General features: G+C 60.8%; 15 protein-coding genes and 2 rRNA genes. 15 read left to right on the top strand and 2 right to left on the bottom strand.

What is annotated here, in order from left to right:
* Nucleotides 1-157 precede the first annotated feature (157 nt).
* From ACMGGG_RS01565 to ACMGGG_RS01585, 5 genes are all read left to right on the top strand, one after another.
* Nucleotides 158-3050 (top strand): 23S ribosomal RNA (locus ACMGGG_RS01565).
* Between the two features lie 133 nt (nucleotides 3051-3183).
* Nucleotides 3184-3299: ribosomal RNA gene (gene rrf, locus ACMGGG_RS01570) — 5S ribosomal RNA — on the top strand.
* A gap of 192 nt (nucleotides 3300-3491) precedes the next feature.
* Complete coding sequence (locus ACMGGG_RS01575; RefSeq protein WP_054895091.1) at nucleotides 3492-4151, top strand: paraquat-inducible protein A; 660 nt, start codon at nucleotides 3492-3494, stop codon at nucleotides 4149-4151.
* Nucleotides 4138-4761, top strand: a complete 624-nt coding sequence (locus ACMGGG_RS01580; RefSeq protein ID WP_054895092.1) for a paraquat-inducible protein A — start codon at nucleotides 4138-4140, stop codon at nucleotides 4759-4761. The genes ACMGGG_RS01575 and ACMGGG_RS01580 overlap by 14 nt, the downstream gene beginning before the upstream one ends.
* A complete protein-coding gene (locus ACMGGG_RS01585) occupies nucleotides 4754-7054 on the top strand; it encodes a PqiB family protein (protein WP_054895093.1) in 2301 nt (766 codons plus the stop codon). Before ACMGGG_RS01580 ends, ACMGGG_RS01585 begins: the two co-directional genes overlap by 8 nt.
* Before the next feature lie 117 nt (nucleotides 7055-7171).
* Here the strand turns inward: ACMGGG_RS01585 and rpsT are convergent, their stop codons facing one another.
* Entirely contained in the window at nucleotides 7172-7450 is a 279-nt protein-coding gene (gene rpsT, locus ACMGGG_RS01590) for a 30S ribosomal protein S20 (protein WP_029614579.1), read from the bottom strand.
* 253 nt (nucleotides 7451-7703) lie between these two features.
* Here rpsT and murJ point away from each other — a divergent pair, with 253 nt between their 5' ends.
* The 6 genes from murJ to ispH all read left to right on the top strand — a co-directional run bounded on the left by murJ (nucleotide 7704) and on the right by ispH (nucleotide 15039).
* A complete protein-coding gene (murJ, locus tag ACMGGG_RS01595) occupies nucleotides 7704-9242 on the top strand; it encodes a murein biosynthesis integral membrane protein MurJ (RefSeq protein WP_054895094.1) in 1539 nt (512 codons plus the stop codon).
* A gap of 118 nt (nucleotides 9243-9360) precedes the next feature.
* Nucleotides 9361-10311 (top strand): bifunctional riboflavin kinase/FAD synthetase, encoded by a 951-nt coding sequence (gene ribF / locus ACMGGG_RS01600; protein WP_414154753.1) that lies wholly within the window; start codon nucleotides 9361-9363, stop codon nucleotides 10309-10311.
* Nucleotides 10308-13139 (top strand): isoleucine--tRNA ligase, encoded by a 2832-nt coding sequence (ileS, locus tag ACMGGG_RS01605; protein ID WP_151926493.1) that lies wholly within the window; start codon nucleotides 10308-10310, stop codon nucleotides 13137-13139. Before ribF ends, ileS begins: the two co-directional genes overlap by 4 nt.
* Entirely contained in the window at nucleotides 13132-13647 is a 516-nt protein-coding gene (gene lspA, locus ACMGGG_RS01610; protein WP_054895097.1) for a signal peptidase II, read from the top strand. Before ileS ends, lspA begins: the two co-directional genes overlap by 8 nt.
* Nucleotides 13640-14077 (top strand): FKBP-type peptidyl-prolyl cis-trans isomerase, encoded by a 438-nt coding sequence (locus tag ACMGGG_RS01615; protein ID WP_054895098.1) that lies wholly within the window; start codon nucleotides 13640-13642, stop codon nucleotides 14075-14077. Before lspA ends, ACMGGG_RS01615 begins: the two co-directional genes overlap by 8 nt.
* A 14-nt stretch (nucleotides 14078-14091) precedes the next feature.
* Complete coding sequence (gene ispH, locus ACMGGG_RS01620) at nucleotides 14092-15039, top strand: 4-hydroxy-3-methylbut-2-enyl diphosphate reductase (RefSeq protein WP_063542800.1); 948 nt, start codon at nucleotides 14092-14094, stop codon at nucleotides 15037-15039.
* Here ispH and ACMGGG_RS01625 read toward each other — a convergent pair whose 3' ends face one another.
* Nucleotides 15040-15528, bottom strand: a complete 489-nt coding sequence (locus ACMGGG_RS01625) for a GspH/FimT family pseudopilin (RefSeq protein ID WP_063542802.1) — start codon at nucleotides 15526-15528, stop codon at nucleotides 15040-15042.
* A gap of 110 nt (nucleotides 15529-15638) precedes the next feature.
* Between ACMGGG_RS01625 and ACMGGG_RS01630 the strand changes: the two genes are divergently transcribed.
* Genes ACMGGG_RS01630 through ACMGGG_RS01645 form a run of 4 tightly spaced genes read left to right on the top strand, consistent with a single transcriptional unit; the run spans nucleotide 15639 to nucleotide 17533 of the window.
* Nucleotides 15639-16001, top strand: a complete 363-nt coding sequence (locus tag ACMGGG_RS01630) for a prepilin-type N-terminal cleavage/methylation domain-containing protein (protein WP_414154754.1) — start codon at nucleotides 15639-15641, stop codon at nucleotides 15999-16001.
* Nucleotides 15998-16663 (top strand): PilW family protein, encoded by a 666-nt coding sequence (locus ACMGGG_RS01635; RefSeq protein ID WP_125930791.1) that lies wholly within the window; start codon nucleotides 15998-16000, stop codon nucleotides 16661-16663. Before ACMGGG_RS01630 ends, ACMGGG_RS01635 begins: the two co-directional genes overlap by 4 nt.
* On the top strand, nucleotides 16660-17142 hold the full coding sequence (locus ACMGGG_RS01640; RefSeq protein WP_112897290.1) for a hypothetical protein: 483 nt from the start codon (nucleotides 16660-16662) through the stop codon (nucleotides 17140-17142). The genes ACMGGG_RS01635 and ACMGGG_RS01640 overlap by 4 nt, the downstream gene beginning before the upstream one ends.
* 1 nt (nucleotide 17143) lies before the next feature.
* Nucleotides 17144-17533 (top strand): type IV pilin protein, encoded by a 390-nt coding sequence (locus tag ACMGGG_RS01645; RefSeq protein WP_125930789.1) that lies wholly within the window; start codon nucleotides 17144-17146, stop codon nucleotides 17531-17533.
* Nucleotides 17534-17560: the final 27 nt, after the last annotated feature.

Below are 17560 nucleotides of genomic sequence, written 5' to 3' on the forward strand. Positions count from 1 at the left end.
TTGTCAGATCGTTCTTTAAAAATTCGGATATGTGATAGAAATAGACTGAATGCCAGTTTCACTGCTGGTAATTCAGGCTAAGGTAAAATTTGTGAGTTCTCACGAATTTTCGGCGAATGTCGTCTTCACAGTATAACCAGATTGCTTGGGGTTATATGGTCAAGTGAAGAAGCGCATACGGTGGATGCCTTGGCAGTCAGAGGCGATGAAAGACGTGGTAGCCTGCGATAAGCTTTGGGGAGTCGGCAAACAGACTGTGATCCAGAGATCTCTGAATGGGGGAACCCACTCAGCATAAGCTGAGTATCTTGTACTGAATCCATAGGTGCAAGAGGCGAACCAGGGGAACTGAAACATCTAAGTACCCTGAGGAAAAGAAATCAACCGAGATTCCCTTAGTAGTGGCGAGCGAACGGGGACCAGCCCTTAAGTTGATTTGAGATTAGTGGAACGCTCTGGAAAGTGCGGCCATAGTGGGTGATAGCCCCGTACACGAAAGTCTCTTTTCAATGAAATCGAGTAGGACGGAGCACGAGAAACTTTGTCTGAACATGGGGGGACCATCCTCCAAGGCTAAATACTACTGACTGACCGATAGTGAACCAGTACCGTGAGGGAAAGGCGAAAAGAACCCCGGAGAGGGGAGTGAAATAGAACCTGAAACCGTATGCGTACAAGCAGTGGGAGCCTACTTTGTTAGGTGACTGCGTACCTTTTGTATAATGGGTCAGCGACTTATATTCAGTGGCGAGCTTAACCGAATAGGGGAGGCGTAGCGAAAGCGAGTCTTAATAGGGCGCTTTAGTCGCTGGGTATAGACCCGAAACCGGGCGATCTATCCATGGGCAGGTTGAAGGTTAGGTAACACTGACTGGAGGACCGAACCGACTACCGTTGAAAAGTTAGCGGATGACCTGTGGATCGGAGTGAAAGGCTAATCAAGCTCGGAGATAGCTGGTTCTCCTCGAAAGCTATTTAGGTAGCGCCTCATGTATCACTGCTGGGGGTAGAGCACTGTTTCGGCTAGGGGGTCATCCCGACTTACCAAACCGATGCAAACTCCGAATACCAGCAAGTGCCGAGCATGGGAGACACACGGCGGGTGCTAACGTCCGTCGTGAAAAGGGAAACAACCCAGACCGTCAGCTAAGGTCCCAAAGTCATGGTTAAGTGGGAAACGATGTGGGAAGGCTTAGACAGCTAGGAGGTTGGCTTAGAAGCAGCCACCCTTTAAAGAAAGCGTAATAGCTCACTAGTCGAGTCGGCCTGCGCGGAAGATGTAACGGGGCTCAAACCATGCACCGAAGCTACGGGTATCACCTTTGGTGATGCGGTAGAGGAGCGTTCTGTAAGCCTGTGAAGGTGAGTTGAGAAGCTTGCTGGAGGTATCAGAAGTGCGAATGCTGACATGAGTAACGACAATGCGAGTGAAAAACTCGCACGCCGAAAGACCAAGGTTTCCTGCGCAACGTTAATCGACGCAGGGTTAGTCGGTCCCTAAGGCGAGGCTGAAAAGCGTAGTCGATGGAAAACAGGTTAATATTCCTGTACTTCCAGTTATTGCGATGGAGGGACGGAGAAGGTTAGGCCAGCCTGGCGTTGGTTGTCCAGGTTTAAGGTGGTAGGCTGAAATCTTAGGCAAATCCGGGATTTCAAGGCCGAGAGCTGATGACGAGCGCTCTTTAGAGTGCGAAGTGGTTGATACCATGCTTCCAAGAAAAGCTCCTAAGCTTCAGATAACTGGGAACCGTACCCCAAACCGACACAGGTGGTTAGGTAGAGAATACCAAGGCGCTTGAGAGAACTCGGGTGAAGGAACTAGGCAAAATGGCACCGTAACTTCGGGAGAAGGTGCGCCGGCGAGGGTGAAGGACTTGCTCCGTAAGCCCATGCCGGTCGAAGATACCAGGCCGCTGCGACTGTTTATTAAAAACACAGCACTCTGCAAACACGAAAGTGGACGTATAGGGTGTGACGCCTGCCCGGTGCCGGAAGGTTAATTGATGGGGTTAGCGCAAGCGAAGCTCTTGATCGAAGCCCCGGTAAACGGCGGCCGTAACTATAACGGTCCTAAGGTAGCGAAATTCCTTGTCGGGTAAGTTCCGACCTGCACGAATGGCGTAACGATGGCGGCGCTGTCTCCACCCGAGACTCAGTGAAATTGAAATCGCTGTGAAGATGCAGTGTATCCGCGGCTAGACGGAAAGACCCCGTGAACCTTTACTATAGCTTTGCACTGGACTTTGAGCTTGCTTGTGTAGGATAGGTGGGAGGCTTTGAAGTGGGGACGCCAGTTCTCATGGAGCCATCCTTGAAATACCACCCTGGCAACCTTGAGGTTCTAACTCAGGTCCGTGATCCGGATCGAGGACAGTGTATGGTGGGTAGTTTGACTGGGGCGGTCTCCTCCCAAAGAGTAACGGAGGAGTACGAAGGTGCGCTCAGACCGGTCGGAAATCGGTCGTAGAGTATAAAGGCAAAAGCGCGCTTGACTGCGAGACACACACGTCGAGCAGGTACGAAAGTAGGTCTTAGTGATCCGGTGGTTCTGTATGGAAGGGCCATCGCTCAACGGATAAAAGGTACTCCGGGGATAACAGGCTGATACCGCCCAAGAGTTCATATCGACGGCGGTGTTTGGCACCTCGATGTCGGCTCATCACATCCTGGGGCTGAAGCCGGTCCCAAGGGTATGGCTGTTCGCCATTTAAAGTGGTACGCGAGCTGGGTTTAGAACGTCGTGAGACAGTTCGGTCCCTATCTGCCGTGGACGTTTGAGATTTGAGAGGGGCTGCTCCTAGTACGAGAGGACCGGAGTGGACGAACCTCTGGTGTTCCGGTTGTCACGCCAGTGGCATTGCCGGGTAGCTATGTTCGGAAGAGATAACCGCTGAAAGCATCTAAGCGGGAAACTTGCCTCAAGATGAGATCTCACTGGGATCTTGAATCCCCTAAAGGGCCGTCGAAGACTACGACGTTGATAGGTTGGGTGTGTAAGCGCTGTGAGGCGTTGAGCTAACCAATACTAATTGCCCGTGAGGCTTGACCATATAACACCCAAGCAATCTGCCTTGCAGATTGTGGTGGTGAAGACGAAACGAACCGAAAGTTCGAAGCGACCCACAAAGATCACATATCCGAATTGGCTGGCGTGTCTGCAAAGACGCACTGGCAACCGAATTTCTTGACGACCATAGAGCATTGGAACCACCTGATCCCATCCCGAACTCAGCAGTGAAACGATGCATCGCCGATGGTAGTGTGGGGTTTCCCCATGTGAGAGTAGGTCATCGTCAAGATTCATTTCGCAAAACCCCTATCTGCGCGAGCAGGTAGGGGTTTTGTCTTTTCCGCGGCCAAGAGCCGGCAGCATTCGCTGCCGAGAGCAAGCAGGTGGCCGACACCATTCGTAACCGCCTTTGCAAAGCACCATCTCCCACATTTCGACTCTGAACACTAGAATAGAGCCGACTTTCCTATCAGAACTCCCTATGTCCAACCCTGCCGATCCCGAAGCGCTGGCCAGCCTGCCGCTGGAAGACCTCGTGGCTTGTCACGAGTGTGACCTGCTGCTGCGCAAGCCTGTGCTGCAGCATGGCGAGAAAGCCCAGTGTCCGCGCTGTGGCTACGAGCTCTATGCGCATCGTTACAATGTCGTCAATCGCAGCCTCGCGCTGGTGCTGACCGCGCTGTTCCTTTATATCCCGGCCAATTTCCTGCCTATCATGCAACTGCACCTGCTCGGCCAGACCGCTGACGACACGGTGTGGAGTGGTGTTCTGGGCCTGTACAACTCTGAAATGCGTGGCGTCGCCGCTGTGGTGTTCCTGTGCAGCATGGCCATTCCATTGCTCAAGCTGCTGTGCCAACTCCTGGTACTGCTGAGCATTCGCCTGAATATCGGTCGTGGTCATGGCCTGTTGTTCTATCGCATCTATCATCACCTGCGGGAGTGGGGGATGCTCGAGGTGTACTTCATGGGCGTGCTGGTAGCGATCGTCAAGCTTGTCGACCTGGCGCAACTGACCGTCGGGCTCGGTTTGTTCTGCTTTATCAGCCTGTTGCTGGTGCAGGTCTGGCTGGAGGTGGTGATGTCGCCGCATCAGATATGGGTAGCGCTCTCCGGGGAGGATACCCATGCGGGCGATTGATGCCGGTATCCTGGTCTGCAACGAGTGTCACGAGCTCAATCGCCAGGAGCCGGGCAGCGACTCGCAGGCCTGCACTCGTTGTGGTGCCATCGTGCATGCGCGTCGCCCCAACAGTATCGTGCGCACCTGGGCGCTGCTCGTCACTGCGATGATCCTGTACATCCCGGCCAACCTGCTGCCGATCATGACCGTCAGCACCTTGGGCCAGGGCAGCCCGGACACCATCATGTCCGGGGTCATCACCCTGATGAAGCACGGCATGCTGCCTATTGCCGCGGTGGTATTCATTGCCAGTATTCTGGTGCCGACCTTCAAGCTGGTGGGCATTGGCCTGCTGCTTTACTCGGTGCAGCGTCATCAGCCGCTCTCGGCCCGGCAGCGGATCCTGATGTACCGCTTTATCGAATTCATCGGTCGCTGGTCGATGCTCGACATCTTCGTCATCGCCATTCTGGTGGCGGTGGTGAATTTCGGTCGCATCGCCAGTGTCGAAGCCAACCTGGGCGCCGTCGCCTTTGCCAGTGTGGTGATCCTGACGATGCTTGCTGCTTTAACTTTCGATCCCCGACTAATCTGGGATAACACGGAGTCGGACGACGACCATGAGTGACTTGCCAACGGCCAAAACACGCCCAGCCTCGAACTGGTCGGCCATCTGGATTCTGCCGCTGATCGCCCTGATGATCGGGGGCTGGCTTGCCTGGCAGGCCTATCGTGACGCTGGCGTGGAGATTCAGGTTCGTTTCGAAACCGGCGAGGGTATCGTCGCCAACAAGACCGAGGTGATCTACAAGGGTATGTCGGTGGGCAAGGTTACCAGCCTGGTGCTGGATGCCGAGGGCAGCAATACGGGTGTGATCGCCACCATCGAGATGAACAAGACGGCCGAGCCGCACATGAATAAAGGCACGCGCTTCTGGCTGGTCAAGCCGAGCGTCAGCCTGGCTGGGATCTCCGGGCTGGAGACACTGGTTTCCGGCAACTACATCGCCGTTGATCCAGGGCAGGGCGAACCTACCCGTCGCTTCACCGCACTGGCCGAGGCGCCACCGCTTTCTGACAAGGAGCCCGGCCTGCACCTGACGCTCAAGGCCGAGCGCCTGGGCTCGCTCAATCGTGAGAGCCCGGTGTTCTACAAGCAGATCCAGGTGGGCAAGGTAAAAAGCTATCGCCTGTCAGACGACCATGGAACGGTCGAGATCAAGCTGTTCATCGAGCCTGAATACGCTGGTCTGGTGCGCAAACACACGCGTTTCTGGAATGCCAGCGGCATCAGCATCGATGCCAATCTGTCGGGCGTCAAGGTGCGCAGTGAATCGCTGTCGAGCATCGTGGCTGGGGGCATCGCCTTCGCTACTCCAGAGCATCGCAAGGACAGCCCGCCCACCGATCCGAGCCTTCCGTTCCGTCTCTATGAGGACTTCGAGGCAGCTCAGGCTGGTATCCGCATCAAGGTGCACCTGACCGATTACGAAGGCCTGCAGGCTGGACGTACCCCGGTGATGTACAAGGGTATCCAGGTGGGCTCCATGAAAACGCTGAAGATCGATGATGGCCTCGATGGCGCCATGGCCGAGCTCACGCTGGACCCGCTGGCCGAAGACTACCTGGTGGAAGGTACCCAGTTCTGGGTGGTCAAACCGTCCATTTCATTGGCGGGCATCACCGGCCTGGAGGCGCTGGTAAAGGGTAACTACATCGCCATTCGTCCGGGTGAGAAAGGCGCGCGACCGCAGCGTGAGTTCGAGGCCAGAGCCAAGGCGCCACCGCTCGATCTCAAGGCGCCGGGCCTGCACCTGGTGTTGTTCGCTGACACGCTCGGCTCGCTCGAGGTAGGTAGTCCGGTAACCTATCGCCAGGTCAAGGTCGGTAGCGTGCAGAGCTACCAGTTCGCACGCAACAGCAAGCGTATCCTGATTGGTGTCCATATCGAGAAAGAGTATGCCGGTCTGGTGAACGGTTCGACGCGCTTCTGGAATGCCAGTGGCATCACGCTCACCGGCGGCCTGTCGGGGATCAAGATCAAGAGTGAGTCGTTGCAGACCCTGATGGCCGGTGGCATCGCTTTCGACACGCCGCAGCAGAACGTGCCGCTCAAACGACACATTCCACGTTTCCGCCTGCTGGAGAACGAGGAGGCAGCCAACCGTGCCGGCACTCTCGTGACCATCCGTGTGGAGCGTGCCGATGGTCTCAAGCCCGGTACGCCGATCCGCTTCCGTGGCCTCGACGTAGGCAGCATTGAAAGCGTCGACCTGACCTCCGATCTGCAGGCTGTGCTGCTGCGTGCGCGGATCACCGATGCTGCGGACCGCATTGCCCGGGCAGGCACGCAATTCTGGGTGGTGAAGCCGGCATTCGGACTGGTGCGCACAGAGAACCTGGATACCCTGATCGGCGGTCAGTATCTGGAGGTACAGCCGGCATTGAAGAGCCAGGGCCCGCAGCGGGATTTCATCGCCTTGCCCGAAGCGCCGGAGGTGGTTGGTCAGGAAGTCGGCCTGCCGCTGACGTTGAGCGCCTCGCGTCGTGGTTCGATAAAGCCGGGTGTACCAGTCACCTACCGTGAAGTACAGGTTGGCAAGGTCACGGGCTACGAACTGGGGCAGAGTGCGGATCGGGTGTTGATCCACATTCTGATCGAGCCACGTTATGCCGCCTTGGTGCGGGGCGGCAGCCGCTTCTGGAACAGCAGCGGTTTCGGCTTTGACTGGGGGCTGTTCAAGGGGGCCACGGTGCGAACCGAATCGCTGGAAACCCTCATCGATGGAGGGATCGCCTTTGCAACGCCGGATGGCGAGCAGATGGGCAATCCCGCGCGGCCGCAGCAGACCTTTGCCTTGTTCGATAAACCGGATGATGCCTGGTTGCAGTGGGCGCCGAAGATCCCGGTGGGCAAGTAGCAATGAGTCCAGGGCCGCTTATCGCGGCCCGGACTTCTGGGTTGCCTGTCGATGGCCAGCTAAATCGCAGGCAACAAAAAACCGACCCTAGGGTCGGTTTTTGTTAAAGCGCGTCGCTTAGGCAGCTGCAGCTTCTTTCAGCGCCTTGATGTGGCCATTCAGACGGCCTTTGTGGCGAGCAGCTTTATTCTTGTGGATGATGCCTTTATCGGCCATGCGGTCGATTACAGGCACAGCCAGAGTGTAAGCAGCTTGCGCTTTTTCGGCGTCTTTAGCGTCGATGGCCTTGACTACGTTCTTGATGTAGGTACGGACCATGGAACGCAGGCTGGCGTTGTGGCTGCGACGCTTCTCAGCCTGTTTTGCACGTTTCTTGGCGGAAGGTGTGTTGGCCACCGTCGAGCTCCTCGAAAGACTTTTGGGTAAATAGCAAACAAATAAGGCCGCGAATCATGCCGATGAGTCGGACGGATGTCAAGGCCAGTTGCAAGGATCTGCCGAGTGGCATGTGTGCGCGGAAGGAGAGATTCCTTTCTACGCAACGACCTGTAAACTCGGGAGTTTTTGGCACCCCTGCAAAGAAGCGGGATTATCGCACATCCGGGCGTCATCTGGCAGCGCTCTCAAGTCCCAGGCGTAAAACTTTTCGATGAACCTGCTCAAATCCCTGGCTGCAGTCAGCTCCATCACCATGATTTCGCGGGTGCTGGGTTTCGTGCGCGACACCATTCTGGCGCGGGTCTTCGGCGCCGGCATCGCCACCGACGCCTTCTTCATTGCCTTCAAACTGCCCAACCTGCTGCGGCGTATCTTCGCCGAGGGCGCGTTTTCCCAAGCCTTCGTGCCGATTCTTGCCGAATACAAGACCCAGCAGGGCGAGGAGGCCACGCGCACTTTCATCGCCTATGTCAGTGGCCTGCTCACGCTGGTCCTGGCTCTGGTCACTGCCCTGGGCATACTCGCCGCGCCCTGGGTGGTTTGGGTCACGGCCCCCGGCTTTGTCGACAGTGCCGAGAAATACGAACTCACCACCGCACTGTTGCGTGTGACGTTTCCTTATATATTGCTGATATCCCTGTCGTCGCTGGTCGGGGCGATCCTCAACACCTGGAACCGCTTCTCGGTGCCGGCCTTTACGCCGACCCTGCTGAACGTGGCGATGATCGCCTTCGCCGTGTTCCTCACCCCCTATTTCGACCCGCCGATCATGGCCCTGGCCTGGGGCGTGCTGGCGGGGGGGCTGGCCCAGCTGCTGTATCAGCTGCCAGCCTTGAAGAAGATCGGCATGCTCGTGCTGCCACGGCTAAACCTGCGCGATACCGGGGTATGGCGCGTGCTCAAGCAGATGCTGCCGGCGATCCTCGGGGTGTCGGTGAGTCAGATTTCGCTGATCATCAACACCATCTTCGCCTCCTTCCTGGTCGCCGGTTCGGTTTCCTGGATGTACTACGCCGACCGCCTGATGGAGCTTCCTTCCGGTGTGCTGGGCGTAGCCTTGGGCACCATTCTTCTGCCGACCCTGGCCAAGACCTACGCCAACAAGGATCGTGAAGAGTATTCGCGGATCCTCGACTGGGGCCTGCGCCTGTGCTTCCTGCTGGTGCTGCCTTGCACCCTGGCCCTGGCGATCCTCGCCGAGCCGCTGACCGTGGCGCTGTTCCAGTACGGCAAGTTCACCGCCACCGATGCCGCCATGACCCAGCGCGCACTGATCGCCTATTCGGTCGGTCTGCTGGCGATCATCCTGGTCAAGGTGCTTGCGCCCGGCTTCTACGCGCAGCAGAACATCCGTACGCCGGTGAAGATCGCCATCTTCACCCTGGTCTGCACGCAATTGTTCAACCTCGCCCTGATCGGCCCGCTGCAACATGCAGGTCTGGCCCTGGCCATCAGCCTGGGGGCCTGCCTCAACGCCGGGTTGCTGTTCTGGAAGCTGCGCAGCCAAGGCCTGTTCCAGCCCCAGGCCGGCTGGATGGTATTCCTGCTAAAGCTGGTACTGGCGGTGGCGCTGATGTCTGGCGTGCTGCTGCTGGGCATGCACTTCATGCCAGCCTGGGAGCAGGGCAACATGCTCGAGCGTTTCCTGCGCCTCGGCGCATTGATCGGCGCGGGTGTGGTGACCTACTTCGGGTGCCTGTTCCTGTGCGGTTTCCGCCCTCGTCACTTTGTCCGCAAGGCGCTGCATTGAGGTCGGGGCAGGGCCAGGCGTCGGTTTTTCGCATTCCACGGCCCACAGTGGCACTGCTGCCTGTCACCAGCGCCCCGGTGTGGTTATAATCGGCCACTTTATGAGCAAGAAGCGCGTTATGCAGCTGGTTCGAGGTCTTCACAACCTGCGCCCCGAGCACCGGGGCTGTGTCGCCACCATTGGCAACTTCGACGGGGTTCACCGGGGCCACCAGGCCATCCTGGCGCGCCTGCGTGAGCGCGGCCAGGAGCTGGGCCTGCCCACCTGCGTGGTGATCTTCGAGCCGCAGCCGCGGGAATATTTCGCCCCGGACACTGCGCCGGCCCGGCTGGCGCGTCTGCGCGACAAGGTCGAGCTGCTGGCCGACGAAGGCATCGACCGGGTGTTGTGCCTGGCCTTCAACCAGCGTCTTAGCCAGCTCAGCGCCGATCAGTTCGTCAAGGCGGTGCTGGTCGATGGCCTGGGCGTGCGTCACCTGGAAGTCGGCGACGACTTCCGCTTCGGCTGCGATCGTGTCGGCGACTTCGACTTCCTGGTCCAGGCCGGCCAGCAGTACGGTTTCACCGTCGAGGCGGCCAACACCGTGATCCAGGACGGCCTGCGCGTCAGCAGCACCGAAGTGCGCAAGGCCCTGGCCGAAGCCGACTTCGAGCTGGCCGAGCACTTGCTGGGCCGTCCGTATCGCATTACCGGGCGCGTGCTGCACGGCCAGAAACTGGCCCGTCAGCTCGGCACGCCCACCGCCAACATCCAGCTCAAGCGCCGTCGCGTGCCGCTGTCCGGGGTCTACCTGACCAGCATCGAAATCGACGGCACGCCTTGGCCGGGTGTCGGCAACATCGGGGTTCGTCCCACCGTCAAGGGTGATGGGCGTCCCCACCTGGAAATCCATCTCCTGGACTACACCGGCGACCTCTATGGCCGGCGTCTGACAGTAGAGTTCCACCACAAGCTGCGCGAGGAGCAGCGATTCGCCTCCCTGGAGGCGCTGAAGTCGGCGATCGACGCGGACATCGCCGCCGCACGTGCCCACTGGCACGCTCAACCGCTAACCAAGAGCCTGAAATGACCGACTACAAAGCCACGCTTAACCTTCCGGACACCGCCTTCCCCATGAAGGCCGGCCTGCCTCAGCGCGAACCGCAGATCCTGCAGCGCTGGGACAGCATTGGCCTGTACCGGAAGTTGCGCGAGATTGGCAAGGATCGTCCGAAGTTCGTCCTGCACGACGGCCCGCCCTATGCCAACGGCAAAATCCACATCGGTCACGCGCTGAACAAGATCCTCAAGGACATGATCGTCCGGTCCAAGACCTTGTCGGGCTTCGACGCGCCCTACGTGCCGGGCTGGGACTGCCATGGCCTGCCGATCGAGCACAAGGTCGAGGTCACCCATGGCAAGCACCTGACGCCCGACCAGACCCGCGAGCTGTGCCGCGCCTACGCCGCCGAGCAGATCGAAGGGCAGAAGAGCGAATTCATCCGCCTGGGCGTGCTGGGCGACTGGGACAATCCCTACAAGACCATGGACTTCGCCAACGAAGCTGGCGAGATCCGCGCCCTGGCCGAGATGGTCAAGCAAGGCTACGTGTTCAAGGGCCTCAAGCCGGTGAACTGGTGCTTCGATTGCGGTTCGGCCCTGGCCGAGGCCGAGGTCGAGTACGCCGACAAGAAATCCCAGACCATCGATGTCGCCTTCCCGATCGCCGACCAGGACAAACTGGCCGCCGCCTTCGGCCTGGCTTCGCTGAACAAGCCTGCCGCGATCGTGATCTGGACCACCACCCCCTGGACCATTCCGGCCAACCAGGCGCTGAACATCCACCCGGACTTCAACTACGCCCTGGTCGATACCGGCGAGCGCCTGCTGGTGCTGGCCGAAGAACTGGTCGAGTCGTGCCTGAAGCGTTACGCGCTGGAAGGCTCGGTAGTGGCCACCGCGCCAGGCAAGGCGCTGGAACTGATCAATTTCCGCCACCCGTTCTACGAGCGCCTGTCGCCCATCTACCTGGCCGAGTACGTCGAGCTGGGCGCCGGTACTGGCGTGGTCCACTCCGCGCCGGCCTACGGTGAGGACGACTTCGTCACCTGCAAGCGCTACGGCATGGTCAACGACGACATTCTCACGCCCGTGCAGAGCAACGGCGTGTACGCGCCATCGCTGGAGTTCTTCGGTGGCCAGTTCATCTGGAAGGCCAATCCGGCCATCGTCGAGAAGCTGCAGGAAGTCGGTGCGCTGCTGCACACCGAAACCATCAGCCACAGCTACATGCACTGCTGGCGCCACAAGACCCCGTTGATCTACCGCGCCACCGCACAGTGGTTCGTTGGCATGGACAAGCAGCCCAACAACGGTGAAAACCTGCGTGAGCGTGCGCTCAAGGCCATCGAAGACACCAAGTTCGTGCCGTCCTGGGGCCAGGCTCGCCTGCACGCGATGATCGCCAACCGTCCTGACTGGTGCATCTCGCGTCAGCGCAACTGGGGCGTACCTATCCCGTTCTTCCTCGACAAACAGACCGGCGAGCTGCACCCTCGCACCGTCGAGCTGATGGAAGAAGTGGCCAAGCGCGTCGAGAAACAAGGCATCGAGGCCTGGTTCAAGCTCGACGCCAAGGAGCTGCTGGGTGACGAGGCCGGCCAGTACGACAAGATCGCCGACACCCTCGACGTCTGGTTCGACTCCGGTACCACTCACTGGCACGTGCTGCGTGGCTCGCACGACATCGGCCATACCACCGGCCCGCGCGCCGACCTGTACCTGGAAGGTTCCGACCAGCACCGCGGCTGGTTCCACTCCTCCCTGCTGACCGGTTGCGCCATCGACGGCCACGCGCCGTACCGCGAGCTGCTGACCCACGGTTTCACCGTGGACGAGAACGGCCGCAAGATGTCCAAGTCGCTGGGTAACACCATCGAGCCGGAAAAGGTCAACAACACCTTGGGCGCCGACATCCTGCGCCTGTGGGTTTCCGCCACCGATTACTCCGGCGAGATGGCCGTTTCCGAGCAGATCCTGCAGCGCAGCGCCGACGCCTACCGGCGTATCCGCAACACCGCGCGCTTCCTGCTCTCCAATCTGTCCGGCTTCGATCCGGCGCGCGACCTGTTGCCGGCCGAAGACATGCTGGCTCTGGACCGCTGGGCGGTCGATCGCACCCTGCTGCTGCAGCGTGAGCTCGAAGAGAACTACGCCGAGTACCGGTTCTGGAACGTCTACTCCAAGGTGCACAACTTCTGCGTGCAGGAGCTGGGCGGCTTCTACCTCGACATCATCAAGGACCGCCAGTACACCACCGGCGCCAACAGCGTTGCGCGCCGCTCCTGCCAGACCGCGCTGTACCACATCAGCGAGGCGCTGGTGCGCTGGATCGCGCCGATCCTGGCCTTCACCGCCGACGAGATCTGGCAGTACCTGCCGGGCGAGCGCAACGAGTCGGTCATGCTCAACACCTGGTACCAGGGCCTGAGCGAGCTGCCACAGGACAGCGAGCTGGATCGCGCCTACTGGGACCGCATCATGGCGGTCAAGGCGGCGGTCAACAAGGAGCTGGAGAACCAGCGCGTGGCCAAGGTCATCGGTGGCAACCTGCAAGCCGAAGTCACGCTCTTCGCCGAGGAAGGCCTGAGCGCCGACCTGGCCAAGCTGGGCGACGAGTTGCGCTTCGTGCTGATCACCTCTGCCGCCAGCGTGGTGCCGTTCGTCCAGGCGCCGGCCGAGGCGGTGACAACCGAAGTCGAAGGCCTCAAGCTGAAAGTGGTCAAGTCCGGCCACGCCAAGTGCGGCCGTTGCTGGCACTTCCGCGCCGACGTCGGCAGCCACCCGGAACATCCGGAGATCTGCGCTCGCTGCGTCGACAACATCAGCGGCAACGGTGAGGTGCGCCACTATGCCTAATCCTGCAGCGGGGCGCTTCGGGCGCCTTGCCTGGCTCTGGCTGAGCCTGGTGGTCCTGGTCCTCGACCAGGCCACCAAGCTGTATTTCGACAACGCCCTGACCATGTACCAGCAGATCGTGGTCATTCCCGACTACTTCAGCTGGACCTTGGCCTACAACACGGGCGCGGCCTTCAGTTTCCTGGCCGACAGCTCGGGCTGGCAGCGCTGGTTGTTTGCCCTGATCGCCGTGGTGGTCAGCGCCGTACTGGTGGTCTGGCTCAAGCGCCTGGGGCGCAACGAGACCTGGCTGGCGGTCGCGCTGGCCCTGGTGCTGGGTGGTGCCATCGGCAACCTGTGGGACCGCGTCGTGCTGGGGCATGTGGTCGACTTCATCCTCGTCCACTGGCGCAACACCCACTACTTCCCGGCCTTCAACCTGGCCGACAGTGCGATTACCGTCGGTGCGGTGATGCTGGCGCTGGACATGTTCAAGAGCAAGAAAACCGAGGAGCCGGTCCATGACTGAGACCCGTATCGGCCAGAACACCGAAGTCACCCTGCACTTCGCGCTGCACCTGGAAAACGGCGACACCGTCGACAGCACCTTCGACAAGGCACCCGCCGTGTTCAAGGTCGGCGATGGCAACCTGCTGCCGGGCTTCGAGACTGCACTGTTCGGCTTCAAGGCCGGCGACGAGCGCAAGCTGACCATCACCCCTGAGAACGCCTTCGGTCAGCCCAACCCGCAGAACGTGCAGGTGATGCCCCGTTCGCAGTTCGACGGCATGGAGCTGTCAGAGGGCCTGCTGGTGATCTTCAACGATGCCGCCAACACCGAGCTTCCGGGTGTGGTGAAAGCCTTCGATGACAACCAGGTGACCATTGACTTCAACCATCCGCTGGCTGGCAAGACCCTGAACTTCGAGGTCAAGATCCTCGACGTGAAGGCGCTGTGAGCCTGGAGCCGAGCATGCAAATCAAACTCGCCAACCCGCGTGGCTTCTGCGCGGGTGTGGACCGGGCGATCGAGATCGTCAACCGTGCCCTGGAAGTTTTCGGGCCGCCGATCTACGTGCGCCACGAAGTGGTGCACAACAAGTTCGTCGTCGAGGACCTGCGCAACCGCGGCGCGATCTTCGTCGAAGAGCTGGATCAGGTCCCGGACGATGTGATCGTCATCTTCAGTGCCCACGGCGTCTCGCAAGCCGTGCGCCAGGAAGCGGCCGGTCGTGGCCTGAAGGTGTTCGACGCCACCTGTCCGCTGGTGACCAAGGTGCACATCGAGGTGGCCAAGTACAGCCGTGATGGCCGTGAATGCATTCTCATCGGCCATGCCGGACACCCGGAAGTCGAAGGCACCATGGGCCAGTATGACGCCAGCAATGGCGGCGCCATCTACCTCGTCGAGGACGAAAAGGATGTCGCCACCCTGCAGGTCCGCGATCCTGACCACCTGGCGTTCGTCACCCAGACCACGCTGTCGATGGACGACACCAGTCGCGTCATCGATGCCCTGCGTGCACGCTTCCCGAATATTGGTGGTCCGCGCAAGGATGATATCTGCTACGCCACCCAGAACCGTCAGGATGCGGTCAAGCAACTGGCCGATGAGTGTGATGTGGTGCTGGTGGTCGGCAGCCCGAACAGCTCCAACTCCAACCGTCTGCGCGAACTGGCCGAACGCATGAGCACGCCGGCCTACCTGATCGACGGTGCCGAAGACCTGCAGCGTGCCTGGTTCGACGGCGTCCAGCGCATCGGCATCACCGCAGGCGCTTCTGCGCCCGAGGTGCTGGTGCGTGGGGTGATCGAGCAGCTCAAGGCCTGGGGCGCTACGGGCGCTGAGGAGCTCGATGGGCGTGAAGAGAACATCACCTTCTCGATGCCCAAGGAGCTGCGGGTTCGCTCGCTGATCTGATCAGGGGCCTACGCAGCGCGGCGCTTCGCTCGCCCCGCTGCGCAGGCTGACTCGCCCGCTAGGTGCGACAACGACCCGATGCTGACTGCTGCCCTGCGCACGTTGGCAGATCTGCAAGGTGCCGCCGGAAAATGCGCCATTGTCGCGCAGCGGGACACCCAGGCCACTGAACCTCAGTTTTTCCAGGTTGGCAGCGATCCTCATGGGTCGGCCCAGCCGATGTTCGCGCAGCAGTTGTTGGTTGCCTTCCAGCACTGTTTGCCAACCCTTCCCCCAATCCCCCTCCAGTGGTTGCACCACAACGCTCCGGTTCTGCAGCAATGCGTCGCCACGTGCGCTTCGCAGGCTCTGTGCCAGGTCACGGGCGGCTGCGGCCTGGCGAAGGTCTTCGGTCAAGTTGGCGTAGGCCGGTGCCGCGAGCTGTGTCAGAAGCGCGACCATGGCCAGTACGCTCATCATTTGTATCAGTGTTACTCCCTGTTGCCGCATCGTGCATTCCTCCCTGGAAGTGCTTCGCTGTAGCTTCGGTGCTGCGGACCAGGAGGTCCAGTCAGCCAGGCCGATCAGGCTTGGCGGGAAATTTCGCAGGAGGCGAAACCATGGTGCACAGGGAGCAGGGCATGACCTTGCTGGAAGTGGTGTTGGCAGTGCTGGTGCTGTCGCTCGGCTTGTTCGCCGCGGCGGCATCGCAGATACGCGCAGTGCAGGCCGGCGAGGGCGCGCGGCGCGATGCACAGGCCGTGCAGTTGGCGCACCTGTTGTTCGAGCGTGTGAGGGCGAGCGGTACGCTTGAACCCGAGGCGCTGCACGGCTGGCGCGCCCTGACAGGTTCATTGCTGGACGAGCGCGGTGAGGGGCGGGCGGTCGTGGCGGGAGAGTGGTTGCAGCTGGAGATTCGCTGGCATGACCCACGCAGCAGCGAGGCGCAGGTCATCGCTCTGCAGGGCAGGGTGCTGCCATGACGCCTCGACAACGAGGCTTCGGCCTGTTGGAGGCCCTGCTGGCACTGGCCTTGGGCTTGATGCTGCTGGCCGCTGCGGGGCAAGCTCTGGTGTCGGCCCAGCAAGCCTGGCGCGTGCAAGGCGCGCTGTCGCGGATGCAGGATGACGCCTCGCTCGCCTTTCAGCGGCTGGCGCAGGACATTCGCATGACCGGCATGTTCGGCTGCCTGGCACCCGAAGCCATCGAGTTCATCGACCCCTCTGCTGCACAGGCCTTCGCCCAGCCGTTGCAGATATCCCATGCCGGCGATGGCCGCGAGGTCACGCTCAGCCTGGTGACGGCCGACGTGCGAGGGGCAGGAGGCAACCCGGATTGGACGCTGCTCACCGATTGCCTCACCTGGGCCGAGGTTCATCCGGCACGCCAGGCCGGTAGCGGCACTACGCTGGCGTTCCCGGTGCGGCGGCAGACCTACCGCTTTCAAGGCGACGGCCTGATGCTCAGCGGCGGCGGCATGAATGCCGTGCTCATCGACAATGTGCGTGCTTTTCGTGTCACCCGTGTCGTGGGCAATGACGGGGAGCGCGTGGACCTGCAGTTGACCCTTGGCGATCCTGTGCTGGGCGTCGAGCGAAACTACGCGCTGAGCGTTGCCCTGCGCAACCGGTTGCCATCGTCATGAGCGCCCAGCGCGGAATGGTCTTGCTGCTGGCCCTGGTGCTGAGCCTGCTGCTGGGTCTGTTCTCCATCTCGGCCCTGCGTGACACGCTGCAGCAGATGGCGTTGGCGGGCAGCGCGCTGGCGGCGGCGCGCGCCTTTGAAGAGGCCGAGGCGAGCCTGCTGGCGGGCGCGCTGCAGCTTGCCCTGGCGCCCCCCTCGCCCTGCCAGGTGTGCGTCCCGCCGCCCGCACCCCATGACCTGATCGATGGGCAGCCACCGTGGCAGGCCAGCGAGCACGGTTTCTTTCTGGTGCAGCAACTGGGGGTGAGCACCCGCGCTGCGCACATGCCGGAAGGGGCGAGGGTGGTCTTGTTCCGGATCACTGCGGTAAGCCGTCAGGCCCGCGCACGGCAGGTACTGGAGGCGATCTATGCGGTCGAGCCCGGACAGGCCCAGGCACCCCGGCGTATCGCCTGGCGCCAGCGATTCAGGGAGTCTTGAGATGCAACGTGGCCTTAGCCTTATGGAGCTGTTGCTTGTCGTGGCCGTGACCGGCATTCTGGCGAGCGTTGCCTATCCCAGCTACAGCGACCAGCTTCGGCGTGCCGCGCGCGGCGAAGCGGTCGGCCTGCTGCACGATACTGCCCAGCGTCTGCAATACCACTACGCCCGTACCGGCCAGTATGCCGACAGCGAGCAGTGGCAGACACCGCTGCCTGAGGGTAGCCGTTTCTACCGCCTGCGAGCCTGGCGCGAGCACGGCCAGTATCGGCTGCTGGCCGAGCGTCAGCCCCAGGGGCTGATGGCGCGTGATCGCTGTGGCGACTACCAGCTTGACCAGGCCGGTGTGCGTGCGAATCCTGGGGCGCTGGATGAGGCGGATTGTTGGTGAGGCGTTTTTACTTCAGGTGTTGGATCG

The sequence above is a fragment of the Pseudomonas sp. BNK-44-b genome, from assembly GCF_047456245.1.
GTDB lineage: Bacteria > Pseudomonadota > Gammaproteobacteria > Pseudomonadales > Pseudomonadaceae > Aquipseudomonas > Aquipseudomonas machongensis.

Excerpts from the sequence above, each read along its gene's own strand:
- ACMGGG_RS01575 (WP_054895091.1), top strand. The coding sequence starts at position 3,492 with ATGTCCAACCCTGCCGATCCCGAAGCGCTGGCCAGCCTGCCGCTGGAA.
- ACMGGG_RS01580 (WP_054895092.1), top strand. The coding sequence starts at position 4,138 with ATGCGGGCGATTGATGCCGGTATCCTGGTCTGCAACGAGTGTCACGAG.
- ACMGGG_RS01585 (WP_054895093.1), top strand. The coding sequence starts at position 4,754 with ATGAGTGACTTGCCAACGGCCAAAACACGCCCAGCCTCGAACTGGTCG.
- murJ (WP_054895094.1), top strand. The coding sequence starts at position 7,704 with ATGAACCTGCTCAAATCCCTGGCTGCAGTCAGCTCCATCACCATGATT.
- ribF (WP_414154753.1), top strand. The coding sequence starts at position 9,361 with ATGCAGCTGGTTCGAGGTCTTCACAACCTGCGCCCCGAGCACCGGGGC.
- ileS (WP_151926493.1), top strand. The coding sequence starts at position 10,308 with ATGACCGACTACAAAGCCACGCTTAACCTTCCGGACACCGCCTTCCCC.
- lspA (WP_054895097.1), top strand. The coding sequence starts at position 13,132 with ATGCCTAATCCTGCAGCGGGGCGCTTCGGGCGCCTTGCCTGGCTCTGG.
- ACMGGG_RS01615 (WP_054895098.1), top strand. The coding sequence starts at position 13,640 with ATGACTGAGACCCGTATCGGCCAGAACACCGAAGTCACCCTGCACTTC.
- ispH (WP_063542800.1), top strand. The coding sequence starts at position 14,092 with ATGCAAATCAAACTCGCCAACCCGCGTGGCTTCTGCGCGGGTGTGGAC.
- ACMGGG_RS01625 (WP_063542802.1), bottom strand. The coding sequence starts at position 15,528 with ATGCGGCAACAGGGAGTAACACTGATACAAATGATGAGCGTACTGGCC.
- ACMGGG_RS01630 (WP_414154754.1), top strand. The coding sequence starts at position 15,639 with ATGGTGCACAGGGAGCAGGGCATGACCTTGCTGGAAGTGGTGTTGGCA.
- ACMGGG_RS01635 (WP_125930791.1), top strand. The coding sequence starts at position 15,998 with ATGACGCCTCGACAACGAGGCTTCGGCCTGTTGGAGGCCCTGCTGGCA.
- ACMGGG_RS01640 (WP_112897290.1), top strand. The coding sequence starts at position 16,660 with ATGAGCGCCCAGCGCGGAATGGTCTTGCTGCTGGCCCTGGTGCTGAGC.
- ACMGGG_RS01645 (WP_125930789.1), top strand. The coding sequence starts at position 17,144 with ATGCAACGTGGCCTTAGCCTTATGGAGCTGTTGCTTGTCGTGGCCGTG.